The organism is Cobetia sp. MMG027 (assembly GCF_027947415.1).
In the GTDB taxonomy this organism is placed as follows: Bacteria; Pseudomonadota; Gammaproteobacteria; order Pseudomonadales; family Halomonadaceae; genus Cobetia; species Cobetia marina.
On record NZ_JAQJIO010000006.1, the window covers coordinates 142,364 to 155,779 of the forward strand.

Sequence of the window (13,416 nt, forward strand, 5' to 3'; positions counted from 1 at the left end):
TTGACGCCGCTGAACGAGCAAGGCGACCTCTCAACCTCATCAGGCGCCCTGCAAGCGTCTCTGAGGCCCAGAAACGCAAAAGGCGCCACCCTGATATCAGGATGGCGCCTCATGGCGTGTGCGCGCTCTCAGAGCGCTCTCATGGCTTCATTGCAGAACATGCAGGACAGATCAGCCCGTCAGCTTGGCCTGTGACGGCGTTCGATGACGGTTCCGGCAACAGGGCTCAGTGTTGCTGACGCTCCTCGGCGGCCTGTTGCTCGCGCTGGCGGGCCCGCTCGCAGGCAGGACGCGCCCGCACCTCTTCGCCCCATTGTTCAAGCACGGCCGGCAGAGGTTGTCCGGCCATCTGCGCCCAGCTGAGGGTCTGGGCGAGGAAGATATCGGCGACACTGAATTCATCGGCCACCAGCCAGCCCTGGCCACCGAAGCGGCGCTGAAGTGCCTTGAGAGCACGCTGGAATTCCCATTGGGCTGTCTGCTTGATGGCATCACAGCGCTGGTCCTCCGGCAGCGCGAAGGTGTGCTTGGCCAATGTCCACAGCGGCTGCTCAAGCTCGGTGGTGAGGAAACTTAGCCATTGATCCATCTGGGCCTGCCCGGCCAGCGATTGTGGCAGCAGGCGCCCTTCTCGCGCCGCCAGGTAGCGACAGATGGCACTGGACTCGAACAGGGCCAGCTCACCATCCACCAGGGCTGGTGCCTTGCCATCGGGATGAATGGCCAAGTATTCAGGGCTGTGCCCCTCACCGGCCTTCAGATCCAGACTATGAATCCGGTAATCGAGCCCCAGTTCCTCGAGCGTCCAGGCGACCCGCAGTGAGCGGGAATTGGGGTAGCTGTAGAGAGTCAGCATCGTGGCGGGCGTTCCTTGGCAGCGTTGCGAAAGGGGATCGGCAGTCCGTCCCAGCATGGCGCGCCAGCGTCGATCATGCCAGCAGAGTGCGGCGCATCAGGCGCGTTTTTCACGCAAGAAAAAACGCCTGTGGACAACTCGAATGTTCGAATCATCTACAGGCGTTCCTGTGTGCCAGGTGACAACTTCAGCGTGCGAGACGCCTTTCGATACTGGCGCGAATGCCAGCCGCATCCAGCCCGCAATCACGCAGCAGCTCTGCCGGCTTGCCATGCTCGACGAAGTCATCCGGCAGCCCCAGCAGCAGCATCGGCTGCGCGAGACCGGCATTCAGGTAGAGCTCTGCCACGCCGGCACCCGCACCACCGGCCACGGCATTCTCCTCCACCGTGACGACCAGGTCATGCTCGTCGGCGATCTCCAGCAGGGCCTCGCGATCCAGCGGCTTGATGGAGCGCAGATTGAAGTGGGTCGCGTCCAGCGCCTCGGCGACCTCCGCCACCGGCGTGTTCATGCTGCCTACGGCAACGATGGCAATACGCACGTCGGGACTGGCACTGATGCGACGACGATATTCGCCCTTGCCGATCGTCAATGGCGTCAGGTCATGGCCCGTGGCGACGCCGGGTCCGGTGCCACGCGGATAACGCACGGCCGCCGGACCGGGATGTGCCAGCGCCGCACTCAACATGCCACGACACTCGCTCTCGTCCGCCGGCGCCATCACCACCAGCTCCGGCACGCAACGCAGGAAGGACATGTCGAGGCTGCCATGGTGGGTCGGTCCATCCTCACCCACCAGTCCCGCGCGATCGATGGCAAAGGTGACATCCAGCTTCTGTACCGCGACATCATGGATCAACTGATCATAGCCACGCTGCAGGAAGGTGGAATAGATCGCCACCACCGGCTTCATGCCTTCACAGGCCATGCCGGCCGCCACCGTCACGGCATGCTGCTCCGCGATGGCGACATCATAGTAGCGATCAGGATATTCCTTCGAGAAACGCACCAGATCCGAGCCTTCCCGCATGGCAGGCGTGACACCGATGACACGAGGGTCAGCCGCGGCGGCATCACAGATCCAGTTGCCGAAGACGCTGCAGTACTTCTGCGGCCTGGGCGCCGGTGCATCCGTCACGGAAGGCGCCTGCCGTGCCTGCTCCGACGAGGCCTTCTCCAGCTTGGTGATCGCGTGGTAGCCGATGGGGTCGCGCTCGGCCGGCAGGAAGCCCTTGCCCTTGCGCGTCACCACATGCAGGAACTGCGGGCCCTCGAGATCGCGCATGTTGCGCAGTGTCTGGACCAGCGCCGGCAGATCATGCCCATCGATGGGACCGATGTAATTGAAGCCCATCTCCTCGAACAACGTCGCCGGACTGATGAAGCCCTTCATGTGCTCTTCGGTACGCTTGGCAAGCTCCAGCGCCCCCGGGAGCGGCGACAGCAGCTTCTTGCCGTTGGCGCGCATCTGGGTATAGGGCTTGCTGGCCAGGATACGCGCCAGATAGCTCGCCAGACCGCCGACATTTTCCGAGATCGACATCTCGTTGTCGTTGAGCACGACCAGCAGGTTGGCTTTGACGTGCCCGGCATGCGCCAGCGCCTCGAAGGCCATGCCGGCCGTCAGGGCGCCATCACCGATCACCGCACAGGCGCGACGGGATTCTCCCGCGGTACGCGCGCCCAGTGCCATGCCCAGCGCGGCGCTGATCGAGGTGCTGGAATGCCCCACCCCGAAGGTGTCGTAGTCACTCTCGGCGCGCTTGGGGAAGGCAGACAGGCCGTTGTATTGACGCATGCTGTGCATGGCGTCGCGCCGGCCGGTCAGGATCTTGTGGGGATAGGCCTGATGACCGACATCCCACACCAGGCGATCACGCGGGGTTTCCAGCGCATGATGCAGGGCAACCGTCAGCTCGACGACACCGAGGCCGGCACCGAAGTGCCCCCCGGTGCAGCCGACGCTGTAAAGCAGGAAGGCGCGCAATTCATCGGCCAGCTGGCGCAGCTGTGCCGGACTCATGGCCCGCAGTGCGTCTGGTGTCTCGACCGCATCGAGCAATGGCGTCGCGGGGCGCGCCTCAGGTATCTCGTCAAACAGCTTCATAGGCGTCAGGAATCAGTGGTCTCGCTCGATCATGTAGCGCGCCAGCACCGCGAGAGGCTCTGCGGCCTCTCCCAGCGGTGCCAGGGCATCCAGGGCCTCGTCCAATAACTGACCTGCCCGGGTTCGGGCTCCTTCCAGGCCAAGCAATGACGGGTAGGTCGGCTTGTCGCGTGCAGCATCCGCACCGGCGGTCTTGCCCAGCGTGGCGGTATCGCCGGTCACATCCAGGATGTCATCCTGAATCTGGAAAGCCAGGCCGATGGCAGAAGCGTAGCGCTCGAGAGCCTCAAGACGCGAATCCGATTCCTCGACCGCCACCAGCCCGCCAAGACGAACAGCCGAGCGAATCAGCGCGCCAGTCTTGTAGGCGTGCATGCGTGACAGCGCCTCGACCTCTCGGAACTGCCCCACCGCCTCGAGATCCAGCGCCTGCCCCGCCACCATGCCACGTCGACCGGAAGCCTCCGCGAGGGTGCGTATCAGGGCTGGCGTTCTCGCATGTGCGGTATCGGCAATGACCTCGAAGGCCAGGCTCAGCAGGGCATCGCCCGCCAGAATCGCGGTCGCCTCATCGAAGGCGCGATGGACGGTGGGCTGACCACGGCGCAGGTCGTCGTCATCCATCGCCGGCAGGTCATCGTGAACCAGTGAATAGGCATGGACAAGCTCCAGAGCGGCCGCAGTGGCATCCAGCGCTGCACGCCCTGCCTCGTCCTCATCGCCTCCCAGCGCACGTCCGGCAGCGTACAACAGGACAGGCCGCAGTCGCTTGCCACCTCCTAGTACGCTGTAACGCATGGCCTCTTCCAGCCGATCACTGACCGCCCCCGCCGGACTGAGCAATGCCTCGAGCACGGCCTCGCTACGCGCCTGCCCACCACGAATCAATTCGCTTGCCTGCGCGGACGGCATGGCTTGCGTCGTCGATGCACCTGACATCACCAATCGTTCTCCTCATCCCCTGCACCGACGGAACTGCCGGGCATCTCGGGCGCTTCGAATGCAGTGGACACCAGCGTGCCATCAGGCCCTTCGACCAAGGCCTGCAGACGCAGCTCGGCGTCGTCGAGCCGTCGTTGTGCTTCACGTGCCAGACGCACTCCCTCCTCGAAAGCGCCCAATGACGCTTCCAGCGACATGTCGCCGGCTTCCAGTTGCGTCACCAATCCCTCGAGACGCGCAAGGGTGGCGGCGAAATCCTGCGGCGCTTCCTGTTCGGCCATGAGTGCTCTCGCTGATCAGACCGGGCTGAACCCGGGATGTCCATGTGATATGCCAGTATAACCTGATGGGCCCTGTGACGCTGCCCACCCGAGACCGGCGTGAGCACTCGTTTCAAGCTGTGCATTTTTCATGCTGACCGATTGGACATTTCAACCGGGGCCCGCACCAGCTGTGATATTCTTTGCCCCCCTGTTGACAGCACGCCCCGCTGTTTTTCTGGCATTTTCTAAAGGCGTGACACGCCAGCAGGACATGAAAAAGACCAAACGAACAGAAACGTCGGCATGACCGGCGAGAGGGTTGATTCGACAATGGCCAAGACGTCCCTGGACAAGAGCAAGATCAAGATTCTATTGCTCGAGGGTGTCCACCAATCCGCCGTGGATAACTTCCTCAACGCGGGTTACACCAACATCGAGCTGCTTCAGACCTCGCTCGCCGAGGACGAACTGATCGAGAAGATCCGTGATGTGCACTTCATCGGCATCCGCTCCCGCACCCAGCTCAACGAGCGCGTGATCAGCGCTGCCGAGAAGCTCACCGCCATCGGCTGCTTCTGCATCGGCACCAATCAGGTCGATCTGGAAGCTGCACTCAAGCGCGGCATTCCGGTCTTCAATGCGCCCTACTCCAATACCCGCTCCGTCGCTGAGCTGGTACTGGCAGAAGCGATCATGCTGATGCGTGGCGTGCCGGAAAAGAGCGCCAAGGCGCACCGTGGCCAGTGGATGAAAACTGCCAAGAACAGCCATGAAGTCCGGGGCAAGACACTGGGCATCGTCGGCTACGGCAGCATCGGCTCGCAGCTGTCCGTACTGAGCGAATCTCTCGGTCTGGATGTCATCTACTACGATGCGGTCACCAAGCTGGGCATGGGCAATGCCCGCCAGGTGGCAAGCCTGGAAGAACTGCTGGCGCGCGCTGACATCGTCACCCTGCACGTCCCGGAAATCCCCTCCACCAAGTGGATGATGGGCAAGCAGCAGTTCGCGCTGATGAAGCAGAACAGTGTCTTCATCAACGCCGCTCGCGGTACCACCGTGGTGATCGAGGACCTCGCCGAAGCCCTCTCCAGCGGCAAGCTGCTGGGCGCGGCCATCGACGTCTTCCCGGTCGAACCGAAAGGCAATGGTGAAGAGTTCGTCTCCCCGCTTCGCGAGTTCGACAATGTCATTCTGACGCCGCACGTGGGTGGTTCCACCATGGAAGCTCAGGAAAACATTGGCGTGGAAGTGGCGGAGAAGCTGGTGACCTACTCCGACAACGGCACCACCATCGGCTCCGTCAACTTCCCGGAGGTCGCGCTGCCGGCCCACCCGGAGAAGCACCGTCTGCTGCACATCCACGACAACGTGCCGGGCGTGATGTCCCACATCAACCGCGTACTGTCCGAGGAAGGCATCAACATTTCCGGTCAGTACCTGCAGACCAACAATACTGTCGGTTACGTGGTCATCGATGTCGACAAGGCCTACGGCAAGAAGGCACTCGAGGCCCTCAAGACCGTCGACCACACGCTGCGCATTCGTACTCTCTACTCGGAAGCTGATTTCGAAGGGTGAATCCGACAGTGCACGTCACAGTGACGGAACCATGGCCGTGGGGATGTCGCTGATACAAGAACGCCGCAGCCATCAGGCTGCGGCGTTTTTTTCAATACGACTCGGTACAGAGAGCGATGACGCACTGACTGTTTCACGTGGAACATCTTCGTTTTTTTGGTAAAACCAAATATATTCAATCACTTGTGTCACGACACGACGCTTGTGAACAGCAGTGACCATCGCGGCCATTGCACTCAGCGGTCTGACAATGGCGTACCCGCAACCGCCCAGTTTTCCGGCTCGACTTCCTGCAGTACGACCCATACCGACTCCTTGCGCACCTCCAGTACGCGAGCCGTCTCACGGGTCAAGGCTTCGACCAGTTCCCGTTTCTGTGCCTCTGTCTTGCCGCTGATGAATTCCGCACGAATCATGGGCATGCTTTCGACTTCCTATATATTCCAACATTCTCTTTTCCAGCACTCGAGGCTCGCGCAACGACATGCTAGCCATGTGGCGTGATGCCGGGCATCGATGTTCCACGTGAAACATCTGCTGATCGTGGCGGACATGTTGCCCAGGTCGGCACTGGCTTCTCTGCGAAGCAACCAATAGCTCCCCAGCACCACAAGCCATGAAATCGCTGACTTATCAGCAAGTTGTAACCAGCCACCCAGAGACTGACCTCAAGAGACCGGCCTCCTGGTGAAGCATGGATGTTCCACGTGAAACATCTTTCAAGCGTAGCGCGTATCGCCCAACAGCACGCGTTCGACACGCCCGGTCAACTGCATGCCGAGCAGTGGCGTATTATGTCCAGCACTTGCCAGCGTCTCGCTGGAGACACGCCATTTCTGCTCCATATCAATCACCGCGAGATCACAATACTCACCTTCCTTCAGCATGCCCCCCTTGAGCCCGAAGCGCCGGGCGCTGAACGTCAGGGTCTCGATCAGGCGCGGCAGCTTGATCATCTCGGCCTTGACCAGCGCCAGACCAAGCGGCAGCACGGTTTCCAGACTGGTCATGCCGGGCTCGGAGACCGCGAAAGGCGCACATTTCGCGGCCGCCTCATGTGGCAGATGGTCACTGACGATCGCATCGATGGTGCCATCTGCGACAGCGGCACGAAGTGCCTCACGATCGTCGGCACTGCGCAGAGGCGGCTGAAGATGGAAGTTGGCATCAAAGCCTTCCAGCTGCTCATCGGTCCAATGCAACTGGGCGATCGAGACATCCGCGGTGATATCCAGCCCTCGGGCCTTGGCATCACGCACCAGCTCCACCGCGCGAGCACTGGAAAGCAGCGAGACATGCGCCCTCACGCCGGTCTGCTCGATCAGCAGCAGCCATTGGGTCAGCGCGATGGTCTCTGCCGATTCGGGAATTCCTGCCAATCCGAGGCGTGACGCGATGGCCCCCTCGTGCGCACATCCCTGACCCGCCAAGGTGGCTTCCTGTGCCTGGAAGACCACCGTGATATCGAAGGTGCGCGCATATTCCAGACAACGTCGCAGCACACCAAGATCACGGATCGGCCTGCGCAGGTTGGTCAAGGCGACACAACCGGCGGACTTGAGTGCGGCCATGTTGGCGAGCAGCTCCCCTTCCAGCCCCTGGGTCAGCGCTCCCAGGGGGGCCACCCTGACACCTGCCACATCGCGAGCGCGATCGAGCAGGGTGCGCACGTGAGAGGCACTGTCGAGCACCGGACTGGTATCCGGACGAGGCAGGATGACGCTGTATCCCCCTGCCAGTGCCGCGGCCGATTCACTGGCCAGACTGCCCTTGTAGCGCGGTCCGGGATCACGCAGATGGGCCCCCAGGTCAGCGAAGGCCGGCACGACAAGCTTGCCCGAGAGATCCTGCTGCTCATCCGCGACGAAGTCACGCGGAGGCGCACCGATCGCGACCAGACGTCCCTCTTCGAGGTGCAGGTCATACTGGCCATCGCGGCCAATGGAGGGGTCGATGACCCGAGCATTGATGAGACTGAGTTTCATGCTCCAGCTCCTCGAGAACGTTCATTTCTGCGCTCAGCGCGCGCCTTCATCTGGCCTGATACCGCCATCGACAGCACCGCCATCCGGACGGCGATGCCATTGGTGACCTGATCGAGGATCAGCGAGCGCGGACCATCCGCGACGGCGGATTCGATCTCGACACCTCGATTGATGGGTCCCGGATGCATCACTACCGCCTCAGGATGCGCGTGGGCGAGGCTTTCGCGGGTCAGGCCGTAGCGACGATAGTATTCCGACTCCGAGGGCAGCAGCGCGCCATCCATGCGCTCCTTCTGCAGACGCAACATGATGACGACATCGACATCCTTGAGCCCGGCTTCAAGCTCGGTGAACACCTGGCAGCCCAATGTCTCGACGCCCACAGGCAGCAGTGTCCTGGGGGCCACGACACGCACCTCGGCTGCCCCCAGGGTGTTGAGTGCCAGAATCTGCGAGCGCGCGACTCTCGAATGCAGGATGTCACCGACGATGGCGACGCGCAGGTTGGCAAAATCGCCCTTGTGGCGACGAATGGTCAGCATGTCGAGCATCGCCTGGGTCGGGTGGGCATGACGCCCGTCACCGGCGTTGATGATCGCCACATGGGGCGTGATCTGGCTGGCGATGAAGTGCGCCGCGCCCGAGTCACCATGGCGCACCACGAAGGCATCCGCCTGCATGGCCTCGAGATTGACCAGCGTGTCCATCAGTGACTCGCCCTTGGCTGCGGAAGACGTCTTGATGTCCAGGTTGAGCACATCCGCCGACAGGCGCTTGGCGGCGAGCTCGAAGGTGGCCCGGGTACGCGTGGAGTTCTCGAAGAACAGATTGGCCACCGTACGCCCCCGCAGCAGAGGCACCTTCTTGACCTCCGCATCACCGATGCCGCGGAAGTGATCCGCAGTGTCGAGAATCTCGGTCAGGACTGCACGCGGCAAGCCTTCGATATCCAGGAAGTGGCGCAGACGCCCCTGCTCGTCAAGCTGGACCTGGGACGGGGAGGCCGCACGCACCTCTGCGCTGGCCAGGGTGAGATCGAACAGGTTCATGCCGCACTCTCCCCGGTATCCACCAACGTCAGACGCAAGGCATCCGGCCCTTCCAGCTTGATGCGCTTGCCGGGCGCCAGGGCCAGACTGGCGCCCAGCGCATCCGGCTGAACCGGCAGTTCACGCCCCGGCAGCTCCAGCAGACAGGCCAGCAATACGCGTCGTGGACGCCCGTAATCGAACAGTTCATTGAGCGCAGCACGCACGGTGCGACCACTCATCAACACATCGTCGACCAGCAGAAGATCGCGATTCTCGATATCCGGCAGCTGTGAGCCCTTGCCGGCGTCCGGCAACCCCTTGTGCCCGAAATCATCTCGCCAGAAACCGATGTCCAGCGTCGCCAACGCTTCGCTGAGCCCCAGACGCTCACGCAGTGCCTGGGCAATCCATACCCCGCCGGTATGAATGCCGACAGGAATCAGCCGCTCACGCTCGATCTCACGACGCTCGAACAACAACTCGAGCTCTTCGGTCATCGCCTCGAGAAGCGCTTCCACATCGGGCAGCGTCTCGTGGTCGTCGTGTACCTCGGAATGTTGCATGGGTATCGCATCCTCATACTTCCGCCAGCGGCGGCAGACAGACAAAAAAAACCCGCTTCCGTGAAGGAAGCGGGTGGGGTATTCAGTAACCGACAAGGTCGCCCTCGCCTCGCTGGCTTGCAAACCAGCTCTCGAGTATCAGCTGAGCGGCGAGGCCATCCACGCCATCATCACGATAGTTGCCGCGGTGACCGCGTTCACGTGCCAGCCCCTTGGCCGCCTTGGTGGAACCACGCTCATCCCACATCTCCAGCGGCTTGCCATATCGGCCGTACAGACGCTTGCCAAACTTGCGGGCACGGCTGCACATCAGGCTTTCGGTGCCGTCCAGCTCCAGTGGCAATCCCACCACGAACAGATCCGGCTGCCACTCCTCGATCAGACGAGTGACCACATTCCAGTCCGGGATGCCGTCACGCACGTGCAGGGGCACCAGCGGTGAGGCCGTGCCCAGCATCTCGGTGCCCACTGCCACCCCGATACGGCGCGTACCGAAATCGAAGGCCAGTACCGTCCGGCTGACGACCCGCTCAGCCATGCCCGATCTCCCGTGACATCAGGCTCATGTTGACACCCAGCTTGCGGGCCGCTGCATCAAGGCGCGACTCGCTGTCGGCATCAAAGAGAATGCCGCTGTCGCCTTCGACGATCAGCCAACTGTTCTCCTTGAGCTCATTCGTCAGCTGGTCAGGCTCCCAGCCAGCACAGCCGAGGCAGACCATGAAATCTTCCGGCCCCTTGTTGTCGGCGATCGCCTTGAGAATATCCAGCGAGGTCGTAAGGGCAAGCTCATCCGTCACCTGCAGGCTGGAATCCCATTCCGCGGCCTGGCCACGGTGCAGGATGAAGCCGCGGTCCTTGTGCACGGGGCCGCCATAATAGACGACGTCTTCCAGGCACTCGCAGCTGTCCGCCGCGATCTCGAGCTGCTCGAACAGACCACGCATGGTCAGCTTGATGGGCTTGTTGACGATGACACCCAAGGTGCCCTTTTCATCATGATCACAGAGGTAACTCAGCGAGCCGGAAAAGTTGTCATCATCGAGATGAGGCATCGCCAGCAGGAAATGGTCTCGCAGACTTTGCATGGTCCTCCCGAGGCGTCAGGGCGCGCCAGAATCGTTGCCGGGGCCGAATCGCCAGATGCGGGTGATGGTCAGTTGGCTCATGCCCCTGAGACTCTCATCGAAGGGAGCATAGGGGGCCGCGCCATAGACCGTATCCAGAGCCGCCTGGTCGAGCTCGGCATGTCCCGAGGATTGTAACACTTCCGCGTACTCAAGCTGACCGCTGGGCAACACGACGGCACGAATGCGCAGCTCCCCGCTCAGATTGGCGGGCGCGGGATAGTGGAGATTGCCGAAGGACTGCACCGTGCCGGTCCAGTCATTGATGTAGCGAGCCCGCGCCGAGGCGCGTGCCGCCTTGCGCGAGGCCACATCACCGGCCACCTCGCGGGTCTGGCCCGAAGCCTGGATCGCCCCGACATCCTGCTCGATGGCTTCCTGCTCATTGTCCGGCGTATCCGGCAGGATCTCGGAATGCGAGACCTGCTGTGGCGAATCATTGCGGGTCGCGATGACCTCCGGGATGCGCTCCGGCAACACCAGGGGCACGGCAGCTGCCTCGGGCACCGGGGCCTCGCCGCTGACGGGAGCTCTCTGCTCACCCGCCCGGGGGGGCGTCTGACTGGCTGGCCCGGCTTGCACCGCCGCCTCACGGCCGCTTCCACTGGCCTGCTGATCCTGCTCGGCGACGACATCCGATGTGACGGCACGTGAGCTGGCCTGGCTGACCAGCGTGACGTCGAGCATCACCGGGTCAGGCAATGGCGGCACCTGAGGGGGCACCATCAGGCCACTCCCCAGCAGCCACCAGCCGACTACCGCATGCACCCCCAGTGCCGCGCCCCAGGCCACCACGCGACGATGCATCCGGGTCACCGGCACGTAGGTGATCGGATCGGTCACGCTATGGTTGACTCCCCACCACTCGACGGGTGCTGCCATGCCCCACTCCCTGTCTGCGAAACCGCTGTCGTGTCAGCTTCGGCATCCCTGCCGTTTACTGCGAACTTGCTGGCCGCCATCTGACGCCACCGACGCCATTGACGGCGGCAATCAAGCGGACTGCTGCGCCGTGAGGCGTGCCTCGATGGCATCCATCAGCAGCCCGGCGATGTCCGTACCGCGCTGGTCATCGATTTCACGCACGCAGGTCGGGCTGGTGACGTTGATCTCGGTGATGTAATCCCCGATCACGTCCAGACCGACGAACATCAGTCCCAGCGACTTCACCACCGGCTTGACCTGCTCGATCAGCCAGTAATCGCGATCCGTCAGCTCACGCGACTCACCACGTCCTCCAGCCGCCAGATTGCCACGCGTTTCTCCGGCGCTGGGAATGCGCGCCAGACCGAACGGCACCGGCTCACCATCGACCAGCAGGATGCGGGTATCGCCGGCACTGATCTCCGGCACATAACGCTGTGCCATGATCTGACGCTGGCCACGCAGGGTCAGCTGCTCGATTACCGATCCCAGATTGCGACCATCTTCGGCGACGTGGAAGATACCGCTGCCGCCCATGCCATCGAGCGGCTTGAAGATGACATTGCCATGCTCCGCGTGGAAGGCGCGCAACACCTTGTCATTGGCCGAGACGGTCGTCGGCGGAATGCACTGGGTGAACTGCTGCGCGAACAGCTTCTCGTTGCAGGTCAACAGCGCGGCCGTCGGATTGACGACCAGCACGCCTTCACGTTCGGCGAAGCCCAGCAGGTGGACCGCGTTCAGGAAGTGCTCGTCGACGGGCGGGTCCTTGCGCATCAGAATCACGTCAAGCTCGGCCAGCGGCGTCGCGACGACCTCGCCCAGCTGATAGAAGTGATCAGGATCCCGATAGACCTCAAGATCCCGCATCCGCCCCATCGCACGGCCATTCTCGAGATAAAGGTCTTCCTGCTCCAGGTAATGCAGCGACCAGCCACGCTGGGCGGCGGCCCACAGCATGGCCAGGGTGGTGTCCTTCTTGTAGGTGACGCTGGACATCGGGTCCATCACCACGCCGATCTTGAGCTTGCGAGCAGTCATCGAGGCAACCTTCTGACGACACTGCCGACCCAGCCGGCCGGCAATGAGAAAAGCGGATGTTACCCGGCGCGATACCCCGAAACGGGTTGCGCGGGAAGATGGGACAAGTATGCAGCAGCACCACGCTGCCCACCACTGACATGAGGACGCTCAAGGCCTCACGCAGTGTTGCCGGGGCTTCAACAATGCTGGTGTCATCCTGCCTAGCGCGGCAGATCGCCGAAGCGCTGCTGCAACAGCGTCAGCGCGACCACCGGCGCCGTCTCGGTACGCAGTATCCGTGGGCCCAGCCCCAGGACGTCACACCCCGCGCCAGCCGCCTGGGTGACTTCTTCCGGCGTGAAGCCGCCCTCAGGGCCGATCAGCAGGCTGGCACGCGTCACGCCGCCCTCGCTCTCGGCGGCATTCAGCGCCTCGGCACCGCCCGGCTGCAATATCAGGCGAAGTGGCTCATCGCGCTCGTCCAGCCACTGGGCCATGGGAATCGGCGCATGCACCACCGGCACCACGCTGCGACCGCACTGCTCGCAGGCGCTTGCCGCCACGCCCTGCCAATGCGCGAGTTTCTTGTCGGCGCGCTCGCCCTTGAGCTTGACGTCGCCACGCGCGGTGTAAAGCGGGGTGATGGCAGCGACCCCGAGCTCACAGGCCTTCTGGATGGCGTAATCCATGCGATCGCCCTTGGAGATCGCCTGGCCCAGATGCACCGCCAGTGGCGACTCGCTGTCGTTGGCGACCGCCTCGATCACCCGCACGCTGACCCCCTTGCGGGACACCTCCTCGAGCGACACGCGCACTTCCTGCCCGTGTCCATCGAACAGCTGTGCTTCGCTGCCCACCCGGGCCCGCAACACCAGACCGAGATGGCGTGCAGGCCCCTCGGGCAGTGCAAAGGTCGCCCCGGCGCTGACATGGAGATCAAGATCGGGACAGTGCAGACGAATGGCCATGGGAAAGTCTCGCGAGCAATGCGCCGCGCGGCAGCGCCATGAG

14 protein-coding genes are annotated in these 13,416 nt (G+C 62.9%); 1 reads left to right on the forward strand and 13 read right to left on the reverse strand.

Going from position 1 to position 13,416, the window contains the following annotated elements; all coding sequences use genetic code 11:
- Positions 1-226: 226 nt before the first annotated feature.
- The 4 genes from PJK54_RS09845 to xseB form a co-directional block, all read right to left on the reverse strand.
- A complete protein-coding gene (locus tag PJK54_RS09845; protein ID WP_271302731.1) occupies positions 227-856 on the reverse strand; it encodes a glutathione S-transferase family protein in 630 nt (209 codons plus the stop codon).
- A gap of 187 nt (positions 857-1,043) precedes the next feature.
- Entirely contained in the window at positions 1,044-2,966 is a 1,923-nt protein-coding gene (gene dxs, locus PJK54_RS09850; RefSeq protein WP_271302732.1) for a 1-deoxy-D-xylulose-5-phosphate synthase, read from the reverse strand.
- 12 nt (positions 2,967-2,978) lie between these two features.
- The gene (locus tag PJK54_RS09855) at positions 2,979-3,878 is read right to left on the reverse strand and encodes a polyprenyl synthetase family protein (RefSeq protein WP_084209853.1); all 900 of its coding nucleotides are present in this window, start codon (positions 3,876-3,878) and stop codon (positions 2,979-2,981) included.
- A 26-nt stretch (positions 3,879-3,904) separates the two neighbouring features.
- A complete protein-coding gene (gene xseB / locus PJK54_RS09860; protein WP_077379650.1) occupies positions 3,905-4,189 on the reverse strand; it encodes an exodeoxyribonuclease VII small subunit in 285 nt (94 codons plus the stop codon).
- A 312-nt stretch (positions 4,190-4,501) separates the two neighbouring features.
- On the opposite strand from xseB, the gene serA reads away from it, so the two are divergent.
- The gene (gene serA, locus PJK54_RS09865; protein WP_077379652.1) at positions 4,502-5,752 is read left to right on the forward strand and encodes a phosphoglycerate dehydrogenase; all 1,251 of its coding nucleotides are present in this window, start codon (positions 4,502-4,504) and stop codon (positions 5,750-5,752) included.
- Between the two features lie 236 nt (positions 5,753-5,988).
- Here serA and PJK54_RS09870 read toward each other — a convergent pair whose 3' ends face one another.
- From PJK54_RS09870 to PJK54_RS09910, 9 genes are all read right to left on the reverse strand, one after another.
- Entirely contained in the window at positions 5,989-6,174 is a 186-nt protein-coding gene (locus tag PJK54_RS09870) for a tautomerase family protein (RefSeq protein WP_136939473.1), read from the reverse strand.
- 297 nt (positions 6,175-6,471) lie between these two features.
- Positions 6,472-7,737 (reverse strand): dihydroorotase, encoded by a 1,266-nt coding sequence (locus tag PJK54_RS09875; protein WP_271302733.1) that lies wholly within the window; start codon positions 7,735-7,737, stop codon positions 6,472-6,474.
- Complete coding sequence (locus tag PJK54_RS09880) at positions 7,734-8,786, reverse strand: aspartate carbamoyltransferase catalytic subunit (protein ID WP_271302734.1); 1,053 nt, start codon at positions 8,784-8,786, stop codon at positions 7,734-7,736. Before PJK54_RS09880 ends, PJK54_RS09875 begins: the two co-directional genes overlap by 4 nt.
- Entirely contained in the window at positions 8,783-9,331 is a 549-nt protein-coding gene (pyrR, locus tag PJK54_RS09885; protein WP_127736567.1) for a bifunctional pyr operon transcriptional regulator/uracil phosphoribosyltransferase PyrR, read from the reverse strand. Before pyrR ends, PJK54_RS09880 begins: the two co-directional genes overlap by 4 nt.
- A gap of 82 nt (positions 9,332-9,413) precedes the next feature.
- On the reverse strand, positions 9,414-9,869 hold the full coding sequence (ruvX, locus tag PJK54_RS09890; RefSeq protein ID WP_077379660.1) for a Holliday junction resolvase RuvX: 456 nt from the start codon (positions 9,867-9,869) through the stop codon (positions 9,414-9,416).
- Positions 9,862-10,419, reverse strand: coding sequence for a YqgE/AlgH family protein (locus PJK54_RS09895; RefSeq protein ID WP_077379662.1), 558 nt, complete (start codon positions 10,417-10,419; stop codon positions 9,862-9,864). Before PJK54_RS09895 ends, ruvX begins: the two co-directional genes overlap by 8 nt.
- Before the next feature lie 15 nt (positions 10,420-10,434).
- On the reverse strand, positions 10,435-11,340 hold the full coding sequence (locus PJK54_RS09900) for a TonB family protein (RefSeq protein WP_077379664.1): 906 nt from the start codon (positions 11,338-11,340) through the stop codon (positions 10,435-10,437).
- Positions 11,341-11,451: 111 nt separating this feature from the next.
- On the reverse strand, positions 11,452-12,423 hold the full coding sequence (gene gshB, locus PJK54_RS09905; protein WP_271302735.1) for a glutathione synthase: 972 nt from the start codon (positions 12,421-12,423) through the stop codon (positions 11,452-11,454).
- Between the two features lie 203 nt (positions 12,424-12,626).
- Entirely contained in the window at positions 12,627-13,373 is a 747-nt protein-coding gene (locus PJK54_RS09910) for a 16S rRNA (uracil(1498)-N(3))-methyltransferase (RefSeq protein WP_084209531.1), read from the reverse strand.
- Positions 13,374-13,416 lie beyond the last annotated feature (43 nt).